Origin of the sequence: Bdellovibrio bacteriovorus (genome assembly GCF_041888015.1) — a bacterium.
GTDB lineage: Bacteria > Bdellovibrionota > Bdellovibrionia > Bdellovibrionales > Bdellovibrionaceae > Bdellovibrio.
Window position 1 is genome coordinate 1,736,516 of sequence record NZ_CP168968.1, and the last position, 23,728, is coordinate 1,760,243.

Here is a 23,728-nt window from a genome sequence, read left to right on the forward strand (position 1 = left end):
AGATCAAGGAGCTTCCATAGAATTCTCTGTAAGGGGAGAGTTCGTTCTATGATGCGTCCTTGGGTGATCAAGTTTATGAGCTTCTGGCCGCCGTTTGTCGGGGCGGGTGTGCGTGTAAAAAAAGTGGCGCCCAATTTCGACTATATTGATGTTGAAATGAAACTACGTTTTTGGAATGCCAACTATGTAGGAACTCACTTCGGTGGCTCTCTGTATTCGATGACAGATCCCTTTATCATGCTGATTCTGATTCAAAAGCTGGGGCGCGAATATATTGTCTGGGATAAAGCTGCGACGATTCGTTTTAAAAAGCCTGGTAAAGGACGCATTCGTGCGCGCTTTGCGGTGACAGAGGCTGAGTTGACATCCATCAAAGAGCAAGCAGCCGATGATTACAAGGTCGAGCCTGTCTTTGTGGTGCAGATTTTTGACGAGCAAAATGAGGTTGTGGCTGAGGTGGACAAGGTTTTGTATATTCGCCGCAAAGATAAAACCAAAGAGTCCTCTAGGTCTTAGTCTTTCTTTTCCATCCGCCGTAAAGGCGATCTAAAGCCCCGGTTAAAGAGTGTTGCTGAATGTTGATGCTCTGTAGTCCCAGGGGCTTTTGCATTTCTTCATAGATCTTGGCTGTGGAAAGTCCATACGGTTCCCCATCCGCATTTGAAAGTACGAAATAAACTTCCTTGATGCCGGTCATGTGCATGGCACTCAGGCACATCGGGCAGGGTTGTCCGCTGGCATAAATCACGCATCCATCCAAGCGGGGCGACTGCAATACTTGGCTGGCAGAACGCATGGCAGACAGCTCAGCGTGCGCAGTGGGGTCCATGGTGCTCAGGATCTCATTAACCCCCGTGGCAATCACCTCGCCGTCTTTGACTAAAACAGCTCCAAAAGGCCGTCCATGATGCTCTTGCAAGTTTTCTGCAGCCAGGTTGACAGCCATTTCTAAAAAACGAATCTGCGACGAGGTCATCGGAAGTCCTTTACTGGTGTGCGTGACAAGAATTTATTTTCCAATTCTTTTTGTGGTTTGGCCAGCTCTTAGGATCTTTTTTGTTCTTAGGCATCTCCTGACTAAGGCTTGTTTGACTCTGGGGTGATGGTGAAGAAAGATGATGTGGCTTATGGGTGCAGTTAATATCGGCAGAATTCTTGTTGTTGGTTCTTTGCTTGCTTCATCAAGCATCGCCTTGGCGGCGGGGTTTCGCTTGGAAGAGGCCTTGAAAGAAGCGATGTCTCACTCGCCCAAAGTGCAAAGGTCCGAATCTCAATATCGCGAAACCAGTTGGAAGAAAACGGAAAGCTATTCCGGCTTTCTGCCGACCTTATCCGCTCAGGCCAGCTATCTCTTCGATAAAAAATATGTCCTGATGGATGTGGATCTGGCCGGGTCACCCTTGTCGATTCCTCAGGTAGTGCCCACGACCAACGCATACATTACGGCTCAATGGTCCATCTTTGACGGTTTCTCCAGCACGAACAGATATCTCAGTGCGGATGCCTTTAAGGAATCTGCCAGGAACGACTTTGATTGGACTCAGTTTCAGGTGCAGCGTGAAGTCACGGTGTTGTTCTATAAGGCCTTGGCGGCCAAGGAGCTGAAATCCGTGGCCGAGCAAAATGTGCGTGCTTTGGAAGATCACTTGAAAGATGTCCGCCTGTTTAAAAAGGTCGGTTCTTCCACGAACTACGATGTGCTGCGTGTGGAGGTCCAAGTGAGCGAAGCGCAATCCGAACTTCTCAATGCCGCAGATAATGTCGAGCTCAGTCGTGGTCGTTTGAGTGAGGCCTTGGGTATGGATAAAGACGTTTCCGACGTGGATGGGGTTTTGCCAAGATTAAAACCGGAGCTGGTGGCGAGGCTTGAAAAATTTGAAGCTTCCGAGCGCAAGGATTTGCAGGCTCTTCGTCAAAAGGCGGAAGGCTTTGCACATCAAGAGGACTCTGCCGAAAAATACTGGGTGCCGCGGATCGCATTAGTGGGGCAATATCAATACTACAACAATCGCAATGACCGCTTTGATGATTATGACGACTTCAGGGATGCCTATCAGTTTGGCGTGACTTTGAATTGGAATCTATTTGACGGGATGACGTCTATTTCCAAGTCGAAACAAAGCATTGAACAGAAATATCAGGCCGAAAAGACTTTGCGCCAGTCAGAGCTTAAAGCTCAGCGCGATTTTGATCTCTGGAAGAAAAAATATCTTTATTACTGTGCTGTTTATGAAGCGCGGCTCAGTGACGTGCAAAAGTCTGAAGAAAGTGTTCGCTTGGCCCGTGAAGGACAGCGTGTAGGGGCTCGTACTAATACGGACGTGTTAGATGCGGAGGCAGAGTTGTTCAGAGCCCGGGCGGGCGTCGTGAATGCTCAGATCGGAGCCATCGAGGCTATTGTGAATTTGGAAATGAGCACAGGGCAGCAGTTGGTTCAGTTTTAGCGAAGGGCGGAAATAATACTCGCACTGGCGTATTGGATCGGACTTTGCGGCTTCCCAGAAGATAGCTTCACGAAGCTGCATAGAAGCAGCGCCAGGAAGATAAAGAACCAATTGCTGGGAGTGTATTGCATCAACATACGCGTCCGTTAGTTAGTCGGCTTTGCGACTCTTAAGATAACCTAAATAGTACTCAATACCGCTGGTTATACTCAAAATGACGCTGACCCACAAGACCCCGTAGCCGATTTTGTCCAAATAGGGCACGATCGGGTCCATATTTCCAATAATTACAATGGGAATGGCCACCATCTGCATGGCCGTTTTCCATTTTCCGGCCGGTTTGGCCGCAATAATGATTTGATCTGCCGCAGCAACAGAGCGGATGCCCCCGATAAAGTTGTCTCGAGCCAGAATAATGATCACCATCCAGGCGTCGATTTTGCCTTGAGCCAAAAGCATGGCCAGGACGCTAGTGACCAGGATTTTATCAGCAATCGGGTCCATGAATTTGCCGAAATTGCTAACGGCATTGTATTTACGGGCATAGTAGCCGTCGTAGTAATCAGTGATGGAAGCCAGAATAAAGCAGCAGGCCGCAGCGATATTCCACGGCATCGTGTTCGGCCACATGAGTGCCACAATAACAGGCACAAAAAACACTCGGCTCAGAGTGATTCTGGTTGCAAGATTCTTCTGAAACTCTGTAACGGCCACAAGCTCTCCATTCCGTAGAATTGCTAGACTTAAGGTAGCAATTTAGACTAGAAATAATCAATGTTTATTCATCGTCATAAAGTGCAGTTTTACGAAACAGACCTGATGGGAATTGTTCACCACAGCAATTATCTTCGGTTTTACGAAGAAGCTCGGGTCGCGTGGGCGCATTCCAAGGGTTTATTGGATTACCAAAAACCTGGGTCGGCCAGTCATTTTGCAGTTTATGAGACGCAGGTAAAACATGTGAAACCGACATTCTTTGGTGATGATCTGGAGATCGAGGTTCAGGCCCGCACGGAAGGCAATCGACTGGTGTTCCAGTATCGTCTGCGTGGCCGTGCTGGTGAGGTGTGTTCGGTGGCAAAGACCATCCACGTCCCACTGGGGTTGGATTTGAAATTATTAAGACTTCCGGCAGATATGAAAGCCATTGTGAATAACGAACTGGAGAAAGAACCATGGACAGAAACCTGGCTTTAGAATTCGTACGTGTAACCGAAGCAGCCGCTCTGGCTTCCGCTCGTTGGGTGGGACGTGGTGAAGAAAAACCCGCTGATGCCGCCGCCGTGGATGCGATGAGAAAAGCTTTCGACATCATCCGCATGGATGGCACTGTGGTGATCGGGGAAGGTGAGCGTGACGAAGCGCCGATGCTTTATATCGGTGAAAAAGTCGGTGACACCTCGGGTGGCGATGCTCCGGCATTGGATATCGCTTTGGATCCACTGGAAGGTACGACTATTTGTGCAACAGGTGGAGTGGGCTCCATCTCTGTGATTGCCGTGGCGGAAAGAGGTAAGTTCCTGCATGCTCCGGACACCTACATGGACAAAATCGCCTGCGGTCCGGCGGCCAAAGGTTCCATCGACATCGATAAATCCGCGACGGAAAACATTCATGCTGTTGCCAAGGCTTTGGATAAAGCGGTGAATGATCTGACCGTCGTGATTTTGAACCGCCCACGTCATGAGGCTTTGATTGCGGAAGTGCGCCGAACGGGTGCGCGCATTCACTTGATCGGGGACGGGGATGTGTCAGCCGCTGTCGGGGCTGCATGGCCGGATTCTGGCATTGATCTTTTGATGGGCATTGGTGGAGCGCCCGAAGGTGTTATCTCTGCGGCCGCAATGCAGTGTCTGGGGGGCGACTTCCAGGGGCGTCTGAAATTCAGAAACGACGAGGAGCGTGCGCGCGCGACTCGCATGGGTATCAAAGATCTGGATAAGAAGTTTACTGTGGATGAATTGGCGTCTGGCTCTGTGATGTTTGTGGCAACAGGTGTGACAGATGGTCCTTTCTTAAAAGGTGTTCGCTTCCTTCCTGATGGAAAAGCCAAAAGTCATTCCGTGGTGATGCGCTCTCAAACCGGAACCATCCGTACGATTGAAGCTTTCCACGATCTGTCCCGCAAGCCGAGCAAGTAGACATGGCGACAACGCTTCACTGTTTTAACTGCAACAAAGAGCTGACGTTCCAGGGGAACGTCGGCCGTCGTGACGAGTGTCCTCAGTGTCGCTCGGATGTGCATGTTTGTAAAAACTGTGAACATTACGATCCGAAGGTTTACAACGAATGCCGTGAAACTCAGGCTGATGTTGTGCGCGAAAAGGATCGTGCGAATTTCTGTGATTACTTCACGCCTCGCAAAGGGGCGAACTCAGCTGAAGACAAGAAAGCGGCCTTAAGAGCAGCGGCGGAAGCGCTATTTAAGAAAAAATAAGCTTGAGTTCAGATTGCAGGTCGTCTTAGGCTTTTTCTTATGAAAAAAAGCTTCCTTCTTATCTTGATCTCTTTGCTTCTTCCTTGGACTGTATTGGCGGATGCCCGTTGGGACTTGTTGACGTCCAAAGTGACCACTGAAGGTTTTCAGCAGGATACCGGTTACGGCATTTATTCCACTTTAACAGCAATAACTCAGATAGATGATCGTGGCTCCCATCAGGCGGACTATATTAGTGGTGTGGGTGGGTTTGACCAAAACGACGTCTTTGTTGCGGGGCGATTTGAGCTGGTTTCCGAACAATGGATGAAAGATGCCAATGGCAACTGGGATGTGGATCAGTGGCTGTTCCGGGTTTCTGTCGAGGGTGAATTGGACTGGGGAGCGCGGTACCGATTGGTTGAAACGGAGCGTGGGAATGTGATTTCTCATGATGCCATTCCCGTGACAGCGGGCGAGTTGGCGCAGGCTCTGGAGCGGCAGTTGCAGCAGTGGTACCGAAGGACGCAACCTTAGTCGATGTAACATAATTGTTATTGTGGTCTAGGCCCGCGTTGACTCGTTGTAAACATATAGTCACACTAAAGGCCTATGGCAAAAGCATCCACAACAGAAGTTTTTAATTGTACTGTCGAGCAATTCTTTAAAATCATTTCTGACTACGAAAAATATCATGAGTTCCTGCCAGAAGTTAAAAAATGCACTGTGCTTAAAACAGAAGGCAATCGCAAACTGGTAGAATACAACGTGTCTGTGATTAAGAGTTTCAAGTATTCTTTGTGGATGACAGAAACAGCCCCCAAAGGCATCACCTGGGATTTTGCGTCAGGCGACGTCTTTAAGACCTCAGTGGGTTCCTGGAAGCTGGAAGACGAAGCTGGTAAAACGCGTGCGACGTATTCTGTGGAAGCGACTTTCAGTATGTTTGTTCCGGGTCCGATTGCCAATGCCTTGGTCAGTGTGAATTTGCCCAATATGATCAGCAGCTATCACAAGCGAGTGAAACAACTTTATGGCAACTGATGGAAGTAAAAAAGATGACAAGGACCCATCCGGGGATCTGAAAGGTCTTCTGGGCGACACGGTGAAGAAGGTCTTCACCGCAGGTGTCAGCGCGGCTTTTATGACCGAAGAAAGCCTGCGTGCCTATGTCTCTGAACTGAAGCTTCCCAAAGAGGCCTTGAACATGCTGCTTCAGGGGGCCAACAAATCCAAAGAAGAAGTCACTCAAAGAGTGACTAAGGAAATTGTTGGAATCATTCAAAAAATTGATTTCGTTAAAGAGGCCTCTAAGTTTGCGGAAACGCATAAGTTTAAGATCACTGCTGAAATCGATATTATCAAAAAAGACAACGGCGACTCTTCCGAGGAAAAGTCCTAAGCCTCATTCCTAGACCTAAGGCGATCTCAAGTTGAGACAGTTTCTTGCCGAAGAGATTGGCATGGAACAACTTCTATTAAGCCTTATTTCTGTGACTTTATTTTGCGCTTGCTGCCATCAGTTTATCAGAACGGTCTTAAGGCCTATTCCTGTTCTGGCAGCCGAGCGTGCTTATGCCAGGGGCGCTATGCAGCTTGGCAAGTTCTATAAGTCCCTTGCGTGGGGAACGATGACAATGGCTTTCTTAGGGGGCCTTGTGGTTTCCTTTAAGGAAGTGTTCTTCGCTTTGTAAGATCTCATCCGACGCGCCGAGAGAGGCGCGCGCCTTGTAAGTGTGGCAACCTTAAATCTTTCGGAGGTTGTCATGAGCAGTTTTCAAACCGTGAACCCCGCAACAGGGGATGTGCTTAAATCCTATCAACATCTTTCTTGGGTTGAATCAGAAAAACAAATCGAACAAGCGGCCAGGGATTTTCAAGTTTGGCGCAAGGTTTCCTTTCAAGATCGCGCGGAAACTTTAAACAAACTGGCGACGTCACTGCGGGCGCACAAAAATGATCTTGCTCAGATGATGAATCAAGAAATGGGAAAGTTGATTGCAGAGGGTAAGGCGGAAGTTGAAAAGTGCGCGGTGACTTGCGAGTACTACGCCAAAGAATCTGAGAGCATGCTTAAAAATCAAGTGGCTCCGTCTTCCCCGTATGCGCATGCCGAAGTCAGCTTTCAGCCTTTGGGTGTAGTTTTCAGTGTGATGCCCTGGAATTTTCCGCTGTGGCAGGTCTTAAGATTTGCGGCCCCGGCCTTGATGGCAGGCAATGTGATTCTTCTAAAGCACGCTGACCTGACGGCGGGAACGGCAGAGTTGATTGGGAAGATTTTTAACGATCTGACACCGAACTATAAGCTTTTGCGCAATCTTCAGGTGAATCACGAAGTGGCTGCACAGATCATTGGGCATCCGGCAGTTCATGGGGTGACTTTCACTGGAAGCAGTCAGGGTGGGAAGGCCGTGGCTGTTGAAGCGGCAAAAAATTTGAAAAAGATCGTTTTGGAACTGGGGGGCAGTGATGCTTATCTGGTCTTGGCTGATGCCGATGTTGAGATGGCGGCAAAGGCTTGTGCCAAAGCGCGCTTGGTGAATTGTGGGCAGAGCTGTGTGGCTGGGAAGCGCTTCATCGTGCATGAAAAGGTGGCCAAAGATTTCTTGCATCACTTTGCCAATGAAATGAAAGTGGCAGAGCTGGCGCCATTGGCATCAGTGAAGTTTCAAAAAACCATTGTGAACCAAGTGGAAAAGTTAAAAAGTTGGGGCGGTAAAGTGGTTCTTGGTGGATCTGCACCTCAAGGTCCAGGAGCTTTTTACCCGGCCACGGTCGTGGTTTTTGAGCAGGACAATCTTGAAGTTCACAAGGAAGAGGTTTTCGGTCCGGTGGCTTCCGTCTTTATCGCCAAAGATGAAAAGTCGGCCTTGGAAATTGCCAACTCGTCACCGTTTGGATTGGGTGGGGGCATTTTTACCAAGAACACGCAAAAAGGCAAAGAGCTGATTGAAAAAGAGTTGCAGGCCGGATTTGTCGTAGTGAATGATTATGTGAAATCCGATGCGCGCATTCCTTTTGGCGGAGTTAAAGAATCCGGTTATGGGCGAGAGCTGGGGCGCTTCGGGATCATGGAATTTGTGAATATTAAAACAGTGGCTGTCGCAGGAGTTTAGGTGAAGCTGACAAGAGCAAAGCAGGATCTGGATCATCATGTTTGGAAACTGATCAAGCTGCATGGTTTGCAGGATAAAAAGATTCTGGTGGCGTTGTCTGGCGGGACGGATTCGGTGGCGCTCTTGCGGGTTTTGACCAAGGTTCATAAAAAGGATCTTTTGGGTGTTTGTTATTTCCATCATGGCGAAGACTCCAACCAGGAGTACCGCAAGGAAGCTCAGGTGTTTTGCGAAAAGCTGTGCAAAAAACTGGCAGTGGAGTTTTTCCCCTTGAAGGCTTCTCAGTTGGCCAAGTCTGAGGCCGAGTATCGCGACCTGCGTTATGAAGCTGTAGAGCGTCTGAAGAAAGAGCAGGGGTTCGATATTGTTGCAGCCGGGCATCATCGTGATGACCTCTTGGAAACTCGACTGATTCGTTTGATCCGTGGCACGGGGGCGCAAGGTTTTACCGCGATGCATGTTTTGCGGGATGGATTGTTCCGGCCGTTTTTGGATATTTCCAAGAGGGAGCTTAAAAAGTACCTTCGGGAAGAGAAACTGCGAAGCTTTGAAGACCCAACCAATCAGTCTCTGGACCCTTTGCGTAACTGGCTGCGTGAAGAGTGGTTAAAAGCTCTCGAAAAGCGCTCCAGAGGCTCGATGGCGGCGTTGTCGCGGTCCTTGGAGACGATAGCGCAGGAGATTGAAACCCGCCCATGGGGAGACCTTTTGAGCCAAAATGAGGCTTATAAGTCACAGGGCTTGCAGAGAGCTTTTTACCTCACATTGAGTCCTTTTGAGCAAAAAAGATTGCTGGCCCAGTACCTTTTTTCTCTCGGGAAAAAAGATTTTTCGCAATCTCATCTCGAAGAAATTCAAAAGCGCCTGGACAAGTCACAAAAAGTGATCACATTCAAAGTCGCTGGTTGCCAATGGGAAGTTAACGCAGAGCAAATCAAGGTCCAGTCCTGATTTGAGAGGACTCATTTCTCACTCTAAAGTTTCTTTTTTTGAGATGGTAATCATGCTACCCTTGAGGGGTAATTAGACCTTCGACTGAAAGGAACTGAAATGCGATCAACCCAGAAAACGCTGGCTCTATGGTTCTTCCTGATCATCATGGCTGTGTTTTTATTCCAAGCCTATGAGAGCAAGCATCAAAAAGCGATTGCGGACTTCAATTTCTCCAAGTTCACTGAGGCTGTAAAGGCCGGAGAAGTGGCAACTGTCACCTTCCGTCAGGACACCAGTGAAATTGTTGGTGAGATGAAGTCTGATTTTGAAAAGAAATATAACGGAACTCACTTTGCCATCATCGGTAACACTCAAGATGAAGGGTATAAGTTCCTGCAGCAGCACGGAATCACTCCGAACTATGAGCGTGCTGACAACGGCGGCTTCTTCCAGTCTTTGATTGTGAACTGGTTGCCATTGATTCTGATTGTGGCGATGTTCTTGTTCATCATGCGCCAGATTCAAGTGGGTGGCGGCAAGGCCATGTCATTTGGCAAGTCTCGTGCGCGTCTTCTGACAGAGCATAAAAACCGCGTGACCTTCAAAGAAGTCGCGGGTGTGGATGAAGCCAAAGAAGATCTGCAAGAAATCGTCAGCTTCCTGAAAGATCCGAAAAAATACACAAAACTCGGCGGACGTATCCCGAAAGGGGTTCTGTTGGTTGGTTCTCCAGGGACTGGTAAGACTTTGCTTGCCCGCGCGGTGGCGGGTGAAGCGGGTGTGCCGTTCTTCACGATCTCTGGTTCTGACTTCGTTGAGATGTTCGTCGGTGTCGGTGCCAGCCGTGTTCGTGACTTGTTCGAACAAGGTAAAAAGAATGCTCCGTGCCTGATCTTTATTGATGAGATCGATGCGGTTGGACGCCACCGTGGTGCTGGTATGGGTGGTGGTCACGATGAACGTGAGCAAACTCTGAATCAGTTGCTTGTGGAGATGGATGGTTTTGAATCTTCTGAAGGTGTGATCATGATCGCAGCGACAAATCGTCCGGACGTTCTGGATCCCGCGCTTCTTCGTCCGGGTCGTTTCGACCGTCGTGTGATCGTGAATAAGCCAGACCTGAAGGGTCGCGAGCAAATCCTTGCGGTTCATATGCGTAAGACTCCATTGGGTCCGGATGTGGATGCTTCTAAAATTGCTCGCGGTACTCCGGGCTTCTCAGGGGCGGATTTGGAAAACCTGGTGAATGAAGCAGCCCTGGTGGCAGCTCGTTCAGATAAGAAGTATCTGGATATGGAAGACTTCGAAAAAGCCAAGGATAAAGTCACAATGGGTGCTGAAAGACGCTCTATGGTGATTTCTGATGAAGATAAAAAGGTCACAGCCTACCATGAGGCAGGCCACACGTTGGTGGGTAAAAAATTAACTGGTTTGGATCCAATCCACAAAGTGACAATCATTCCTCGCGGTATGGCTTTGGGCGTGACTCAGACCTTGCCGGAAAAAGAAAGCGTGTCTTTGTCCAAGTCCAAAGCTGAAAACATGATTGCTTTCCTGTTCGGTGGTCGTGCGGCTGAAGAATTGATCTTTAAGGATATTACTACCGGTGCTGGTAATGATATCGAACGTGCCACTGAGATCGCCCGCCGTATGGTGTGCGAATGGGGTATGAGCAAGCTGGGGCCTTTGGCTTATGAAACTCGCGATAATCCGGTGTTCATGGGTATGAATTATGGCAACAAGCAGAAAGAATACTCTGAAGCAAAAGCCGAAGAGATCGACACTGAAGTTGAAAAGATCATCAAACATGGTTACGACATTTCCATCCAGATCTTGCGTGATCATCAAGATGCGCTGGAGCGTTTGACTCAAGCGTTGCTTGAGTACGAAACCATCGACGGTCATGAGGTGGATATGTTGGTGAATGGCGCGGCTGTTGCGGAGATTGAAAAATACCGTAACACCAAAAAAGACGCCAACGCGGCGATCATGAGTGCCGCGGAGAAAAAAGGATCTTCCGGCGATCCGGTGGGCAACACGGGACCGGTTACGATCTAAGAAATTCTGAATACTGAGCCTGCCGACGTTTTTAGTCGGCAGGTGTTTTTAACGACAACCAGTTATAAAGGCATCTTGATGTTGCAGCAATTCATCGACAACCTTGTCTTTATCGTCCAGCACCTGCGTGTGCAGGATGCAATCGACATGCTTCTGGTGTGGATGGTGGTTTATCGTATCCTGGTCCTGATCAAGCGAACAGGGACTATCCAGATGCTTTCAGGGTTGGGGGTTTTGGCCATTGGCTACATTCTCAGCATTTGGCTGGAGCTTTTTACCTTCAACTGGATTCTGGAAAAATTCTTCTCTAATTTATTTGTGATTGTGGTGGTCTTGTTCCAAGGGGAGATTCGTCGGGCCTTGGCACATATCGGAAGCAATCCTTTCTTCAGTGATGCCTCCACGATTCAGGAAACCCAGGTCATTGAAGAGATCGCCAAAGGGATTATTCTGACAGCGCAAAAAGGTTTCGGGGCGCTGGTGGTGGTCGAACGGGAAATCGTGATCGACTATCATATCGAATTCGGAACTGAAATGGACTCTAAAGTCTCGGCCGAGCTTTTGGCCTCCATCTTCCATCCGGAAAGTCCGATGCATGATGGGGCCGTGTTGATTCGTAATGGTAAAATTCATTCTGCCGGCTGTTTCCTGCCGCTTAGTAAAAACCCTGCCTTGGATAAGAATCTGGGGACCCGTCACCGTGCCGCAATTGGATTGACGGAAGAAACTGATGCTTTGGTCTTTGTTGTTTCCGAAGAAAATAAATCCATCGGTATTGTTCAAGGGGGCCACTTGAGTCCTAACGTCGAACTCGGTGATATTCGTAAAGCCTTGTATGAAACCTTCGGTCTTAAATACAAAGCCTTCTCTCAGCAAGGGGAGGTCTGATGAAGCGCCGTTGGTCGAATGTTATTACCGAAAATTTCAGTTATAAAGTTGTCGCTTTATTTATCTCTTTGATTCTATGGCTGACTATTTTGGGACGCCGGGATTTCGTATTAAGTAAAAATATCGACGTGGAGCTGATTACTGCGCCGGGCACTCATGTGGTGGCGCAAACGACTGATCATATTAAGGTCAAGGTGTCTGGCCCGCGTTCTTCGTTGAAAAAGTTTTTGGAAAGCTCATTGTCGCAGAATATCACATTGGATATTTCTCAGCGTGGTGAGGGCGTGGTGAATGTGGATATTCCACTGAACAAGATCGATGTTCCAATAGGGGTTCGCATCTTGGGTGTCCGTCCTAATCAAATTCAAGCTGAAGTATTGTCTATAAAGGAAAAGCCTCGTGACGAACAAAAAGGCCAATAAAGTGGAAAAGAAAACAAGACTCTTTGGTACAGATGGTATTCGGGGCACTGCCAATCAGTGGCCGATGACTCCGGACATGGTTGTAAAGATCGGTCAGGCCATCGGTTATCTGCTGCGCAAGGAAGTCGAGCATATGCCAGGTGCAGTTCGTAAGGTCGTAATCGGCAAAGACACACGTCTGTCTGGTTATATGATTGAACAGGCTCTGGCTTCCGGTTTGAACTCGATGGGTATTTTTGTTCAATTGGTAGGCCCTTTGCCAACACCGGGAATTGGATATCTGACTCGCACCATGCGTGCTGCCGCTGGTATCGTGATCTCGGCATCGCACAACCCATTTCATGATAACGGAATCAAAGTGTTTGGTTCTGATGGTTTTAAAATCTCTGAGGACATGGAACGCGAGATTGAACGTCTGGTTCTGGAAGAAGATCTGACACCACTATTGCCGCCGAGCAAAGAGATCGGCCGCACTCGTCGTATCGAAGATTCCCAGGGTCGTTATATTGTTTATGTGAAGGGCACTTTCCCTCTGGAGTACACTCTGGACGGTATGCGCATTGTGCTGGATACGGCCAATGGGGCTTCTTACAAGGTGGCACCGTCCGTCTTTCAAGAGTTGGGCGCGGAAGTGATTTTGCTGGGTGATGATCCAAATGGTATTAACATCAACGATAAGGTCGGCGCCCTTTATCCACAAAAATTGGCAGAAGCCGTTTTGCAATACCGCGCCGATGTCGGCATCAGTCTGGATGGAGATGCGGATCGCGTGATCATGGTGGATGAAAAAGGCGAGATCGTAAACGGCGACCGTATTCTGGCTATCTGTGCTCTGCATATGAAAGAGCGTGGGCTGTTGAAAGGCGACACTTTGGTGGCGACCCAGATGTCGAACTTCGGTCTTGAAAAACGCATGAATGAAGCTGGCATCAAGCTTGTTAAAACGGGCGTGGGTGACAAGTACGTCGTCGAAGAAATGCGCAAAAACGGTTACAACCTTGGTGGTGAGCAATCCGGGCATATTATCTTCCTGGATCACACGACCACGGGGGACGGCTGTATCGCGGCTTTAAGTGTGCTGGCCGTAATGAAGCAAACAGGCAAGAAGATGAGCGATTTGAATCACGTCTTTGAAGACGTGCCACAAATCCTGATCAATTGCCGGGTGAAGCGTCGTGCAGAGCTGCACGAGCTTGCCGGATACAATGATATGATTCACGCCGTTGAAAAGAAACTGGCGGGGAATGGTCGTGTCTTTGTGCGCTTCTCTGGAACAGAGCCTGTGATTCGGGTTCTGGTGGAAGGCTCTGATAAAACTCAAATCACTCAGTTTGCGGAAGAGATCGCCTCCTTCCTGGAAAAAGAACTGTCTTAAGAAGAAAAAGGGGGATGATCCAGCCGGATCATCCTGAAGAATTATGAAAAATAAAATTCGTCTTGGTGTGAATGTGGACCACGTAGCAACGCTTCGTCAGGTGCGTGGAGGAACAACGGCTTATCCTAATTTGTTGGATATGGTGAAGAAATCTGTCAAAGGCGGGGCCGAGCAGATCACGATCCATCTTCGTGAAGATCGTCGTCACATCCAGTTAGAGGACTTGAAAGTTCTTTCCAAGCAATGCCCGGTGCCTTTGAACCTGGAAATGGCTGCGACATCGCAGATGGTTTCTTTTGCCAAGAAGTACCGTCCGGACTGGGTTTGTTTTGTACCTGAAAAAAGAGCTGAGCTGACCACGGAAGGTGGTCTGGATGTGAAGCGAGGTATGAAGAAGATGCTTCCGATGGTGGAAAAGCTTCAGCGTATCGGGATTGAGATCTCCATGTTTATCGAACCGTCTATTGAGCAGGTGGAAGCTTCCTATGAAGCAGGTGCTGACGCTGTTGAGTTTCATACCGGTAAATGGGTGATGCTTAAAGGAGCGAAAAAGAACGCGGAATGGAAGCGTTTGTGTGATGCGGCCGAGTGGGCTCATTATCTGGGGATGAATGTTCATGCTGGGCACGGTCTGGATTATGAACACTCCAAGCTTATCAATAAGTTGCCGCATCTTCAGGAAGTGAATATTGGACATTCTTTGGTATGTTACGCGCTAGAGCACGGCATGGAAGAATCTGTTCGTAAGATGAGAAAAATCTTAAAGTAACATGTCCACCATTTTGAATTCCCAAAGAATTGTGAAAAACCTCGAGGAACTCAAAGCTTTTTGGCAAGAGTTCCTTCCGCATCTGAATGATCGCTGTATTTTGCTTATGAGCGGTGATGTGGGGGCGGGCAAGACCACATCCGTGCAGATGATGGCTGCGACTTTGGGAATGCGTGATGTTCAGTCTCCGTCTTTCGCCATTCATCTGCGCTATGAAAACGCCGAGGGTAAAGCCATGGACCACCTGGATCTGTATCGTCTGAAAGACGATGACGATCTGGAAAGCTCAGGATTCTGGGATTTGTTTGCACAAAAGAATTCTTTGATTGTGATCGAGTGGGCGAACCGTCTGGACTTCGATTACCTGCCACTGAACTGGCAAAGAATCGAAGTCGTCTTTGAGAAGCTCTCTGAAACCGAGAGAAAAATCACCACACGCCTGGTTTAGTTGTAACCGTTTTGGTAGGCCATCTCATAATTCGGGAAGAAGACTCTTTTCCATACCGGAACTTTATTGATCTCTTCCGGTGGTAGAATCTTTTTTAATTCCAGATCGCCGACAGGATTTCTGCCGACCTGTTTTTGTACTTTCATGCGGAATTGGTAGGGCTCTTGAGTGTCGCGATAATCATTTGAAAAGACACCGCGGCGCTTGTCATAGGCTTCCTTGGAGGCGCGGCTGTAATCGCTGACAATGCGTTTTTCAAAGGGATAGATAAAGTAGATCATGCCCCAGCCGTTTTTCAACATTTCCAGATTCAGATCTTTGTTGCCAACCAGAAGTCGCCCCAGAATTCGGCCGTGCTTGTCGACCTGACTGTCGTCGCTGAGTGTGATGATGCCATCTGCAGGGATCTGGGATCTTAAAAAGTCCCGGGCAGAAATGGCAACTTCTCCTTGTGTTTCTTTCATGAAGTCAACTTCGGGTGTATCCACGCCCATCAGTCGAACTTTGTAGCGCAGAGTGGGGTCATCGGCACCGACGGCCGTCAGTGTGTCGCCGTCATGCACGCTGATAACTTTGATGCGCGTGCCTTGGGCCCAGAGAAGAGAAGGAAACAAAAGGACTATGAAGACATAGGACAGGTATTTCATGACCTATGGAAGTAATCGGTTTTCCAGCGGATTTCAAGCCGGGGATCGAAAGAGCGTATTAATTTCCCGCTTTGCAAGGCTTAAGAGCCTTTATCGTGTCCCTGCTGCGGTTTTGCTTGAGGTCGTGGGTGTCGGATGAAATTTATTGCCGATACCGTGGGACTTAAGGTTGTTCACGACTTCTTTGCACTGAGAACGATTTCCACGATGACGCCAGGAGAGCTGCGCACCCCCTGTGGAGCCCGGTTGGGCATCAATATGAAGCTCGAAGCGGCGACGCAGATTGCGATTAAACGATTTTTCAGGAGGTGAGCAGGCTTCGGGAGTCATCAGGAAGATGACCTTGGCAATACGGCCTCGGGAGGCGTCCTGAACACTTTCCACGGCAAGAGGACATGTGACGGTTTCAGTTGCCGACTGGATGGTCAGATTCGCATGATCCAGGTCCTGAATATCAATTCCGGCGGAAAGCTTTTGTCCCTGCAACCACTTGTCCTGCACTTGACAGGAATACATCAGTTTTTTGGACTGAGCTTCTGCTGCCGAAAAACTTAAGAAGGCAAGGCTGGTCAGTATCATCAGTCGAATCATTTCTGGTCTCCTTGCGGTCGGCAATAGCGCATGGCATGGCTGGAGCAATGCAGATTCCCATTGAGCGTATGAGCAAAATGGGTGTCGATATAGTCTGTTTTAAGCCCTAGGTCCTTGATGGATTTGTCGATATCTGCTTTGAAGGCCGGATTAACCGGCTCTGGCAAAATGAATGTATTTTCCACAATCTCGCCGTTGGTGGGATTTGGAAAAACGGAGTCTGCAGTTCCCATGGCATAAGTGGGAGGATTGGTGTCGTAGTCCATATCGCCCAGGAACAAGTCGGGCAGGTCCACAGTTTTGGGGTTGCACTGCGGATAAGATTTTTTTAATTTTGCCAGCAGATCTTGTTTGAATTGTTGAGTCGCTTTTTCCACGGACTCATTGAATTCTTTCATCTCGAAGTCGTCTTCAAACATCTTAGCCAGATCTTTATTGGTCATGTTGTAGCAATCCTTCAGAACTGAAGTGTCGCTTTCTGATTTAAGAATGCCGGCTTGTCGCAGTAGAGCCCGCTGGCGATTCAGACGATCAATACGGGCCTGGCGACGACTGTCATCGCCCCGATCCATTGGTGGATCTGAAATGCCTTCATTATTGAGATCTTCCAGATATCTTTCCATACGCAAAGACTCCGCATCCTTTTGGGAGGCGATAAAGCTTCCGGCAGAAACGGGCGGCAAAATGATATCAAACAGGAATTTGGAAACCCCGCGCATTCGCTTTTCTTTGCTGTTACCAGGTTTGGTGCCACGCTTTTCCAGCGCTTTAGTATAGGCAAATTCGCTGCAAACGCGGTTGTACGGCGCCTGCCTCAGGCGAATCATGATTTCATCAGGTGACAGGTGGGAAAAATCAAAGGCCCGGCCTTGTGGGTTTTTCTTCAGCAGCTCCAAACCTTTTTTAGGGCTGGCAAAGGCCAGGCTGAAGTCACAAGGGGCTTGCTGTGAAGGATCTTTCAGGGTTTTGAAAAACTCATCAGTGTGGCCGACATTTAAAAAATCTGAAGGAGTTTTTACGGCGGCAGCGGGATTCTCGCAGGTGACTTTCGCATATTTATCCCATTCGTTGCCTTCGAAGTGATCGGATCCAACCAGACAAAGTCCGTTGACGGCTTCGATATTTCCACCACTATGTCCGGATTTGTATTGATCATTGGTCAGTTGTTTTCCGGCGCTGATCGAGCAATCTGCGCTGGACTTTTTGACCAGATCATTAAAGGCATTGCCATGACGGCCATACCCTTGAACTTCACGCAAGACGGGCTTTCCAGTTTTGCTGTCGAAGAAGCTTTCAAAGTAATCCTGTTGCCAATTCCAACGATGACGTGTTTGAACCCGGCTCAGACCCGCAATCCAACGTTGCGCTGTGGCTTCGTCTGGAGCCTGTTTTTTGATTTCACGGACAACGTCAGACCAAGTTTCGTCAGTGACATGCAGGAAGAACTGCGGGGCTTTGGATGGCTGGGCTTTTAGAACTTTGGTGACGTATTCTTTAACGTAGCGGGAACCGCCTGCATCATCCGACACCGTGGCTGCCATGATCGGATAGTTTTCCGATAGCAGTTTGCTGCCGCTGTTTGGGCAAGCGGGGACATCGGGGCTCATCGGGTTGTGTTGGCTGCAAGAATTAGGGTTTGCTTGGGCGAGTGTTACGTTCAAGAGAAGATGCAGAAGAAGCATCATAGTTACGCCGCCTGCAGACCCTTAATGAAGTCGTTGGAAAGTTTTTCTGCCAAATTGAGGGAAACTTTATTGTAAGCTGACTTTTCCGCAAAGCCCATCAGCATGCCCACCAGTTTTTCGTTGATGACAATCGGTGCGATGGTGACATGGTCAGGGATGCGCCCCTGATTCCAACCTTCGAAGAACTTTTCGTTGGTTTCGTTCAGGGAAATATAGCCGTGATAAGGCTTCTGTGTGGATGCTACAATACTGAAAATACTTGGTATTTGCAGAGGGAAGCGCATGGACGTGTCCTTCATGCCTTTGAAGTTTTCATCCCAGGCAAAGGCAATCATCTGCGTTTCTTGTTCGTCCAAGGTCAGAATCATGGATTTTTCAAAATGCGCTTTCATTTCACTCAAGACAAGTTTGACCTTTTCATTGAGAGCCGCTGCATTTTTCTTTTTAATTTTGTCCAAAGCGAAATGGCCGGTGGCTACGGGATTGATCGTAGGCTTGGCAACTCCCGCAGGACGAGGAGTGATAGGAATAGGTTTATTGCTGAAGCTGTCTTCGAATGGAGGTGGCAAATCAGATTTTGGTGGCGGTGGCGGCGTGGCTCTTTTAGGAGCCGAGCTGTCTTGTTTTGCCACAGGTTCAATCGCCACAGCCGGGATCTCTTCGATCACAGGTGTTGCAGCAGCAGCCGGAGCTGTCGGCAACGGCATGATCGTCGTTTTCAGTTCGCTCTCGGGGATTTCAAGCGCCAATTCACCTTCCGCAGATGGAGCCGTCTCAGCGACTGAAGACTCTGCAGGTGTTGGAGCCAAAGCTTCCAGGCGAATCACTGTCGGGCCGTCAAAGAGACCGTCGAGCTTTTCTTCCGGAGTGCCTTCGACAGAAAGTTCATCGCCAGAAAGAGGTTCAAAGTTTGGAGAGGAGCCTTCGGGTGCGACACCCAAATCATCAAACGAGAAGCTGTCAGAGCTTTGCTTTTTTGGAGTGCTTAGGGAAAGGTCAATGCCTTCTGGCGCTGATTCAGCAGCAGGGGCGGCTTGTCTTTCCGGGTGCAGTTGTTTCCAGACTTGTTCCAGGTTTTCATAAGTCGCCAGAACCAGAATGCTGGACGGGAAAGAAGGAAAATCCTGCGGCGGCTGAAGACATGCTACGATGAGGGATCCATCCCACTCCGCCACAGGCAGACACTCCGCAGACCACGGATAATGGGTCGCCCACTTCGCGAACATTTCCTGGGACACGGGAGTTTCTGTAAAAAATCGTGACTGAAGCAAAGGAAGTCTATGGTGAGTCATGGCCCATTGAAGATAGGCTTCCGAGCTGAGGCGTTGCTCGCAGATAGCGTAGCCCAGAAGGCTCAAAGGCGATCCGCTTTGTTCAAAGGCTTCGGTAAGTCCTTGAAGTTGCTCTTTAAAATGTTCAAACCACAGGTGATGACTCATCACTGTGTTTATCGGAATTCCTTAAGAAAACCTGAGTAAAAACTGAGGCCTAGTCCAGTTGAGCCCCCGGGGAGGGTATTTTGGGGTGTAGAATTTTCCCGAAATGTTAACGCAGTGGACACCCGGAATTGGCAAATTATCTTAGAGGTTCTCAATACTTAAGAACTGTGATAGGTTCCGTGCGCTTATGATATCAACCAAAGTCCTTCACTATTTTGATCACAATGCCACGACCCCCGTGTGTGCAGAAGTTCTGGCTGCTTTGCCAGAGCTTGCGCAGGCCTGGGGGAATCCAAGTTCTATCCACTGGAGCGGCCGTCAGCCGAAGAATATTCTGCGTGATGCCCGTAAAGCCATGGCGGATGCCATCGGTGCTCATCCTTTGGAAATCATTTTTACTTCCGGCGGCAGTGAAGCGAACAACACCGTTTTGAAGGGGCTGTTTGATTATTACCAGACGGCCCAGTTCTTAACTCCCGAACAGCGCGGCCGTACTCACTTCATGTGTTCTGCTGTAGAGCATCCCAGCGTGATGAAGACCATGGAGCATCTGAAATCTCTCGGCGCTCGGGTGGATTTTATTCCCGTGAATCGTCAGGGGCAGATTGACTTGAAGTTCTATGAAGAACATCTCAGCGAAGAAACGGCACTGGTGTCGGTGATGTTTGCCAACAACGAAACGGGCACCTTGTTCCCGATCAAGCAGATGGCCGAGATGGCTCATAAAAAAGGCGCGCTCTTTCATACCGATGCCGTGCAGGCTTTTGGTAAAGTACCGGTGAACTTGCATGACCTGAATGTGGATTTTGCCTCGTTCTCGGGTCACAAGTTTTATTCTGTGAAAGGCACCGGGGTTCTTTATTCTAAGAAGGGCTCGAACGTCAGCTCGTTGATTCACGGTGGTGGTCAGGAAAGACATCGTCGTGGTGGCACCGAAAACACTTTGGGTATTGGATGCCTTGGTGTGGTTGCAAAACGCGCCTCAATGATTGAAGAAAAGTCCCGTGCCATAGAGGTTTTGCGTGATCACATGGAAGCCCGCATTTTGGCCGAAATCACCGATGTGACGATCACAGCGGTGGAAAGTGTACGTCTGTCGAATACCAGCTCCTTGATTTTGAAAGGCGCTGATGGGGAAACGATGCTGATGTCTTTGGATATCAAAGGCTTTGCGGTGTCCACGGGGGCGGCATGTTCTTCTGGAAATCCTGAGCCCAGTCCGGTTCTTTTGGCTATGGGTCTGACTCGCGGGGAAGCGCAGAACAGTCTGCGTGTCAGTCTGGGGTGGGAAAGCACACTCGGTGAAGTGGATTTGTTTGTAGATACATTGAAAACAGTGGTGGATCGCTTGCGATCACTGAACGACGACGAAGGAGATTCTTGTCATGTCTAAAGGGAGAGTCCTTGTTGCTATGAGCGGAGGCGTGGACAGTTCCGCCGCGGCTGCGCTCTTGGTCGAACAGGGGTATGAGGTTATTGGGGCAACAATGCAAGTCTGGGATTATTCCAGTTGCGACATCGAGGAAGGTAACGGCACTTGCTGTTCCAGTATCGACGTGGATGACGCCCGTTCTGTGGCGGACCGTTTGGGGATTCCGTTTTACGTGATTAACTGCGAGGCCAAGTTCCGTGCGGCCGTGATTGATCCTTTCTTGAAAGCTTATCTGGAAGGGCAGACGCCGCTTCCTTGTGTGAACTGCAATACCTATTTGAAATTTGATCATCTGGTTAAAAAGATGAAAGAGCTCGAGTGTGATTACATCGCCACAGGCCACTATGCCAAGATCGTGACTGACGAAAATGGCAAGTCATCGATCCACACCTCCACCGACGATTGGAAAGATCAGACGTATTTCCTATTCACGATTGATCCTGAACTGGTTCCGAAATTATTGTTCCCGGTCGGGGACATGAAAAAGCCGGAAGTGCGTGCTTACTCTGAAAGCCGTGGTCTGGTGACTGCTCGTAAAAAGGATTCTCAAGGGATCTGCTTTGTGGGCGGACAAGGGTATCAGAACTTCATCAAAGGCCAAGTGAAGCCGGAAATCCTGGCATCCAAAAAAGGTCTTTTGAAGCGCTACCCGAATGGCGAAGTGATGGCTCCGCATGACGGGATTCATAACTTCACTTATGGTCAAAGCAAAGGCTTGGGCATGGATCACCATGAGAAGCTTTTTGTAATTAAAATTGATGCCACTGACAACACTGTCTGGGTTGGTGACGAGCAGTATCTTTTCGCCAATGAAGTTGAAGTAGTGGATCCAAAGCTTCTGGATGAAATTCAGGACGGCGAGACCATGAACGTGAAGATCCGCTATCAGCACAAGGGATCTGAAGCGCAGGTCCATAAAACGGCCCAGGGTTTTAAATTGAAATTCTCTGAACCGCAAAGAGCAGTGACTCCTGGCCAGGCGGCGGTCTTCTATCGCGACAAGCAGCTGGTGGGAGGCGGATGGATCACTCTATGAAGTATCAGGTCCACACTTTCGGTTGTAAGGTGAACACTTACGATGCGGGCCTTATCCAGAAAAATCTAAACGCCAGCGGTTTTGCTCCAATTGTTTCCGGAGAGAAAAACGCCCGTATTCACGTTCTGAATACCTGTGCGGTGACTGCGGAAGCCACGAAAGAGGCAGTTCGCTATATCCGCCGTTTGAAGGTGAAAGATCCCTTCTGCACGGTGGTGGTCACGGGGTGTGCGGCTCAGGTGGATACCGGGTCGTTTTCAAGTCTTCCGGGTGCGGATCTGATTGTGGCAAATTCTCACAAAGGTTCTTTGCCGGATCTTTTGAATAAACACTTCCGTGGTGAACTGACTGAAAAAGTATTTAAATCCAACATCTTCAAAAAAGAAGATCTGGAGGCTGGCGGTGGTATTGAAAAAGAACACACGCGCACGTTCCTGAAAATTCAGGACGGCTGCAACAGCTTCTGCACGTATTGCATTATTCCTTATGCCCGGGGTAAGAGCCGCTCAATCCCGGTGGCGGACCTGGTGAATCGCATCAACGATCTTTACGCTCAAGGTTCACGCGAAGTTGTTTTAACCGGCGTGCATATCGGTGATTACGAAGACAAGGTTGGCGACAAGGCCTATGTAATGGAAGATCTTCTTGAGAATCTTCTGGCGAAAACCAAAGTTCCAAGATTTCGCTTGGCAAGTTTGGAGCCGGTCGAGGTTTCGGACCGCCTGTTGGATCTGTATCAGGACTCTCGCCTGTGCCCACACTTCCATATGAGCATTCAAAGTGCGAATACAGATGTGTTGTTCCAGATGAAACGTAAATATACGCAGGCCGACGTGCAAAAATCTCTGCACGCGATTGCGGATCGGGTTCCGGGCAGTTTTGTGGGGATGGATGTCATTACAGGCTTCCCGACGGAAACGGAAGAGCAGTTCCAGGACACTTACGATTGTTTGAAGAATCTGCCTTGGACCAAGCTTCATGTCTTCCCTTACAGTGAACGTCAGGGGACGCGTGCGGCGGCGATGGATGTCTCTGTATATCCGCACGTTCGTGCGGAGCGTGCGGCTCGACTGCGCGATCTGAGTATTGCTCGCTATGCCGAACAAGCTCAGCTTCAGATCGGAACAACTAAGAAAGTTCTGGTCTTGAAAAATGCCGCTAAGGGCGGGCAAGGTTTAAGTCACGACTACTGGCCAGTGGATATTTCCGGAGCTGAAAGCTTCCTGAATCACTGGGCGGGCCAGGAAGTGGAAGTTAAAATCACAGGATATGATCATTCCAACAAACAGCACATGGAAGGACATCTGATTGGTGAGGTCCTTACATGAACGAACAATTTCGTAAGAGTCTTGAAGAACGCCTGGGGTATCAGTTTAAAAACCAGGCGCTGTTGGAACGCGCTTTGACTCACAAAAGTTTCGCCAATGAGCTGCGTAATTGTGTTGAACACAATGAAAAGCTGGAATTCCTGGGCGACGCTGTTTTGGATCTGGTCGTGGGTGAATTCCTTTATGAAAAATTCCCGACAGACACGGAAGGTGGACTGTCGAAAAAAAGGGCCAGCATCGTCAATGAGGAAGTTCTTTCCGAACTGGCGCTGGAGATGGGCTTGAACAAGCTGATGCAATTGGGAAAAGGTGAAGCGCAAACAGGTGGCGCACAAAAGCCACGGCTGATCGCCTCGTCCTTTGAAGCTATTGTTGGCGCGCTGTATCTGGATGGTGGCTTCACTGTAGCACGCAGTTTTATCCGTCAGGAATTTGTTCCGTTGGCGGATCGGGTGTGTCGTCATGAGGACTTCGAGCGGGATTATAAAACCCGTTTGCAGGAGCTGGTTCAGAAGTCCTCGAAAGAAACGCCAAAGTACGAGGTTCTGGCGGAAGAAGGACCTCCGCATGACCGGGAGTTCCTGGTTTGTGTAAAAGTAAAAGAAGATGTCTGGGCTCAAGGGCGGGGTCGCAGTAAGAAAAATGCCGAACAAATGGCAGCAAAGAACGCTCTTGAGATGAAATACAAGGAGACGAATTAG

General features: G+C 48.9%; 27 protein-coding genes. 21 read left to right on the plus strand and 6 right to left on the minus strand.

All coding sequences use genetic code 11. From position 1 onward, the window contains the following. The first annotated feature begins 48 nt into the window (after positions 1-48). Positions 49-516: a DUF4442 domain-containing protein gene (locus ACES2G_RS08410; RefSeq protein WP_374001816.1), complete on the plus strand. Its 468-nt coding sequence runs from the start codon at positions 49-51 to the stop codon at positions 514-516. On the opposite strand, the gene ACES2G_RS08415 is transcribed toward ACES2G_RS08410, so the two are convergent. Continuing rightward, entirely contained in the window at positions 506-976 is a 471-nt protein-coding gene (locus tag ACES2G_RS08415) for a nucleoside deaminase (protein WP_374001817.1), read from the minus strand. The two genes, ACES2G_RS08410 and ACES2G_RS08415, sit on opposite strands and share 11 nt — an antisense overlap. Positions 977-1,127: 151 nt before the next feature. Between ACES2G_RS08415 and ACES2G_RS08420 the strand changes: the two genes are divergently transcribed. Then, on the plus strand, positions 1,128-2,444 hold the full coding sequence (locus ACES2G_RS08420; protein ID WP_374001818.1) for a TolC family protein: 1,317 nt from the start codon (positions 1,128-1,130) through the stop codon (positions 2,442-2,444). Positions 2,445-2,594: 150 nt separating this feature from the next. Here the strand turns inward: ACES2G_RS08420 and pgsA are convergent, their stop codons facing one another. Continuing rightward, entirely contained in the window at positions 2,595-3,158 is a 564-nt protein-coding gene (gene pgsA / locus ACES2G_RS08425) for a CDP-diacylglycerol--glycerol-3-phosphate 3-phosphatidyltransferase (protein ID WP_347357176.1), read from the minus strand. A 60-nt stretch (positions 3,159-3,218) separates the two neighbouring features. Here pgsA and ACES2G_RS08430 point away from each other — a divergent pair, with 60 nt between their 5' ends. From ACES2G_RS08430 to tsaE, 15 genes are all read left to right on the plus strand, one after another. Beyond that, positions 3,219-3,641, plus strand: coding sequence for an acyl-CoA thioesterase (locus ACES2G_RS08430; RefSeq protein WP_347357175.1), 423 nt, complete (start codon positions 3,219-3,221; stop codon positions 3,639-3,641). Continuing rightward, the gene (gene glpX, locus ACES2G_RS08435) at positions 3,620-4,585 is read left to right on the plus strand and encodes a class II fructose-bisphosphatase (protein ID WP_347357173.1); all 966 of its coding nucleotides are present in this window, start codon (positions 3,620-3,622) and stop codon (positions 4,583-4,585) included. Before ACES2G_RS08430 ends, glpX begins: the two co-directional genes overlap by 22 nt. Before the next feature lie 2 nt (positions 4,586-4,587). Further along, positions 4,588-4,881: a hypothetical protein gene (locus ACES2G_RS08440; RefSeq protein ID WP_374001819.1), complete on the plus strand. Its 294-nt coding sequence runs from the start codon at positions 4,588-4,590 to the stop codon at positions 4,879-4,881. 39 nt (positions 4,882-4,920) lie between these two features. Then, positions 4,921-5,397 carry a hypothetical protein gene (locus ACES2G_RS08445; RefSeq protein WP_347357170.1) on the plus strand — a complete coding sequence of 159 codons (477 nt, stop codon included), beginning with the start codon at positions 4,921-4,923 and terminating at the stop codon, positions 5,395-5,397. A gap of 75 nt (positions 5,398-5,472) precedes the next feature. Further along, positions 5,473-5,904, plus strand: a complete 432-nt coding sequence (locus ACES2G_RS08450) for an SRPBCC family protein (RefSeq protein WP_347357168.1) — start codon at positions 5,473-5,475, stop codon at positions 5,902-5,904. After that, complete coding sequence (locus ACES2G_RS08455; RefSeq protein WP_347357167.1) at positions 5,894-6,262, plus strand: hypothetical protein; 369 nt, start codon at positions 5,894-5,896, stop codon at positions 6,260-6,262. The genes ACES2G_RS08450 and ACES2G_RS08455 overlap by 11 nt, the downstream gene beginning before the upstream one ends. A gap of 61 nt (positions 6,263-6,323) precedes the next feature. After that, positions 6,324-6,554, plus strand: coding sequence for a hypothetical protein (locus ACES2G_RS08460; protein ID WP_347357165.1), 231 nt, complete (start codon positions 6,324-6,326; stop codon positions 6,552-6,554). A 72-nt stretch (positions 6,555-6,626) separates the two neighbouring features. After that, a complete protein-coding gene (locus ACES2G_RS08465; protein WP_347357164.1) occupies positions 6,627-7,976 on the plus strand; it encodes an NAD-dependent succinate-semialdehyde dehydrogenase in 1,350 nt (449 codons plus the stop codon). Beyond that, on the plus strand, positions 7,977-8,927 hold the full coding sequence (tilS, locus tag ACES2G_RS08470) for a tRNA lysidine(34) synthetase TilS (protein ID WP_347357162.1): 951 nt from the start codon (positions 7,977-7,979) through the stop codon (positions 8,925-8,927). Positions 8,928-9,026: 99 nt separating this feature from the next. After that, a complete protein-coding gene (gene ftsH / locus ACES2G_RS08475; protein ID WP_347357160.1) occupies positions 9,027-10,967 on the plus strand; it encodes an ATP-dependent zinc metalloprotease FtsH in 1,941 nt (646 codons plus the stop codon). Positions 10,968-11,045: 78 nt separating this feature from the next. Continuing rightward, the gene (gene cdaA, locus ACES2G_RS08480) at positions 11,046-11,855 is read left to right on the plus strand and encodes a diadenylate cyclase CdaA (protein ID WP_347357159.1); all 810 of its coding nucleotides are present in this window, start codon (positions 11,046-11,048) and stop codon (positions 11,853-11,855) included. Then, entirely contained in the window at positions 11,855-12,277 is a 423-nt protein-coding gene (locus ACES2G_RS08485; protein WP_347357157.1) for a CdaR family protein, read from the plus strand. Before cdaA ends, ACES2G_RS08485 begins: the two co-directional genes overlap by 1 nt. A gap of 1 nt (position 12,278) precedes the next feature. Continuing rightward, complete coding sequence (gene glmM, locus ACES2G_RS08490) at positions 12,279-13,652, plus strand: phosphoglucosamine mutase (protein ID WP_347357196.1); 1,374 nt, start codon at positions 12,279-12,281, stop codon at positions 13,650-13,652. A gap of 43 nt (positions 13,653-13,695) precedes the next feature. Continuing rightward, entirely contained in the window at positions 13,696-14,421 is a 726-nt protein-coding gene (locus ACES2G_RS08495) for a pyridoxine 5'-phosphate synthase (protein WP_347357155.1), read from the plus strand. Position 14,422: 1 nt separating this feature from the next. Next, positions 14,423-14,869: a tRNA (adenosine(37)-N6)-threonylcarbamoyltransferase complex ATPase subunit type 1 TsaE gene (tsaE, locus tag ACES2G_RS08500; protein WP_347357153.1), complete on the plus strand. Its 447-nt coding sequence runs from the start codon at positions 14,423-14,425 to the stop codon at positions 14,867-14,869. Here tsaE and ACES2G_RS08505 read toward each other — a convergent pair. The 4 genes from ACES2G_RS08505 to ACES2G_RS08520 form a co-directional block, all read right to left on the minus strand. Next, positions 14,866-15,516, minus strand: coding sequence for a thermonuclease family protein (locus ACES2G_RS08505; RefSeq protein WP_374001820.1), 651 nt, complete (start codon positions 15,514-15,516; stop codon positions 14,866-14,868). The genes tsaE and ACES2G_RS08505 overlap by 4 nt on opposite strands. A gap of 90 nt (positions 15,517-15,606) precedes the next feature. Next, positions 15,607-16,107 (minus strand): hypothetical protein, encoded by a 501-nt coding sequence (locus ACES2G_RS08510; RefSeq protein ID WP_347357149.1) that lies wholly within the window; start codon positions 16,105-16,107, stop codon positions 15,607-15,609. After that, a complete protein-coding gene (locus ACES2G_RS08515; protein WP_347357148.1) occupies positions 16,104-17,792 on the minus strand; it encodes a protein-arginine deiminase family protein in 1,689 nt (562 codons plus the stop codon). The genes ACES2G_RS08510 and ACES2G_RS08515 overlap by 4 nt, the downstream gene beginning before the upstream one ends. A gap of 2 nt (positions 17,793-17,794) precedes the next feature. Beyond that, positions 17,795-19,231 carry a hypothetical protein gene (locus tag ACES2G_RS08520; protein ID WP_347357195.1) on the minus strand — a complete coding sequence of 479 codons (1,437 nt, stop codon included), beginning with the start codon at positions 19,229-19,231 and terminating at the stop codon, positions 17,795-17,797. 187 nt (positions 19,232-19,418) lie between these two features. Between ACES2G_RS08520 and ACES2G_RS08525 the strand changes: the two genes are divergently transcribed. The 4 genes from ACES2G_RS08525 to rnc are packed head-to-tail and all read left to right on the plus strand — an operon-like array spanning position 19,419 to position 23,728. Beyond that, positions 19,419-20,624 (plus strand): cysteine desulfurase family protein, encoded by a 1,206-nt coding sequence (locus ACES2G_RS08525; protein ID WP_347357146.1) that lies wholly within the window; start codon positions 19,419-19,421, stop codon positions 20,622-20,624. Next, positions 20,617-21,699: a tRNA 2-thiouridine(34) synthase MnmA gene (gene mnmA, locus ACES2G_RS08530; RefSeq protein ID WP_347357144.1), complete on the plus strand. Its 1,083-nt coding sequence runs from the start codon at positions 20,617-20,619 to the stop codon at positions 21,697-21,699. Before ACES2G_RS08525 ends, mnmA begins: the two co-directional genes overlap by 8 nt. Then, positions 21,696-23,027: a tRNA (N(6)-L-threonylcarbamoyladenosine(37)-C(2))-methylthiotransferase MtaB gene (gene mtaB, locus ACES2G_RS08535; RefSeq protein ID WP_374001821.1), complete on the plus strand. Its 1,332-nt coding sequence runs from the start codon at positions 21,696-21,698 to the stop codon at positions 23,025-23,027. The genes mnmA and mtaB overlap by 4 nt, the downstream gene beginning before the upstream one ends. Continuing rightward, entirely contained in the window at positions 23,024-23,728 is a 705-nt protein-coding gene (rnc, locus tag ACES2G_RS08540; RefSeq protein ID WP_347357142.1) for a ribonuclease III, read from the plus strand. Before mtaB ends, rnc begins: the two co-directional genes overlap by 4 nt.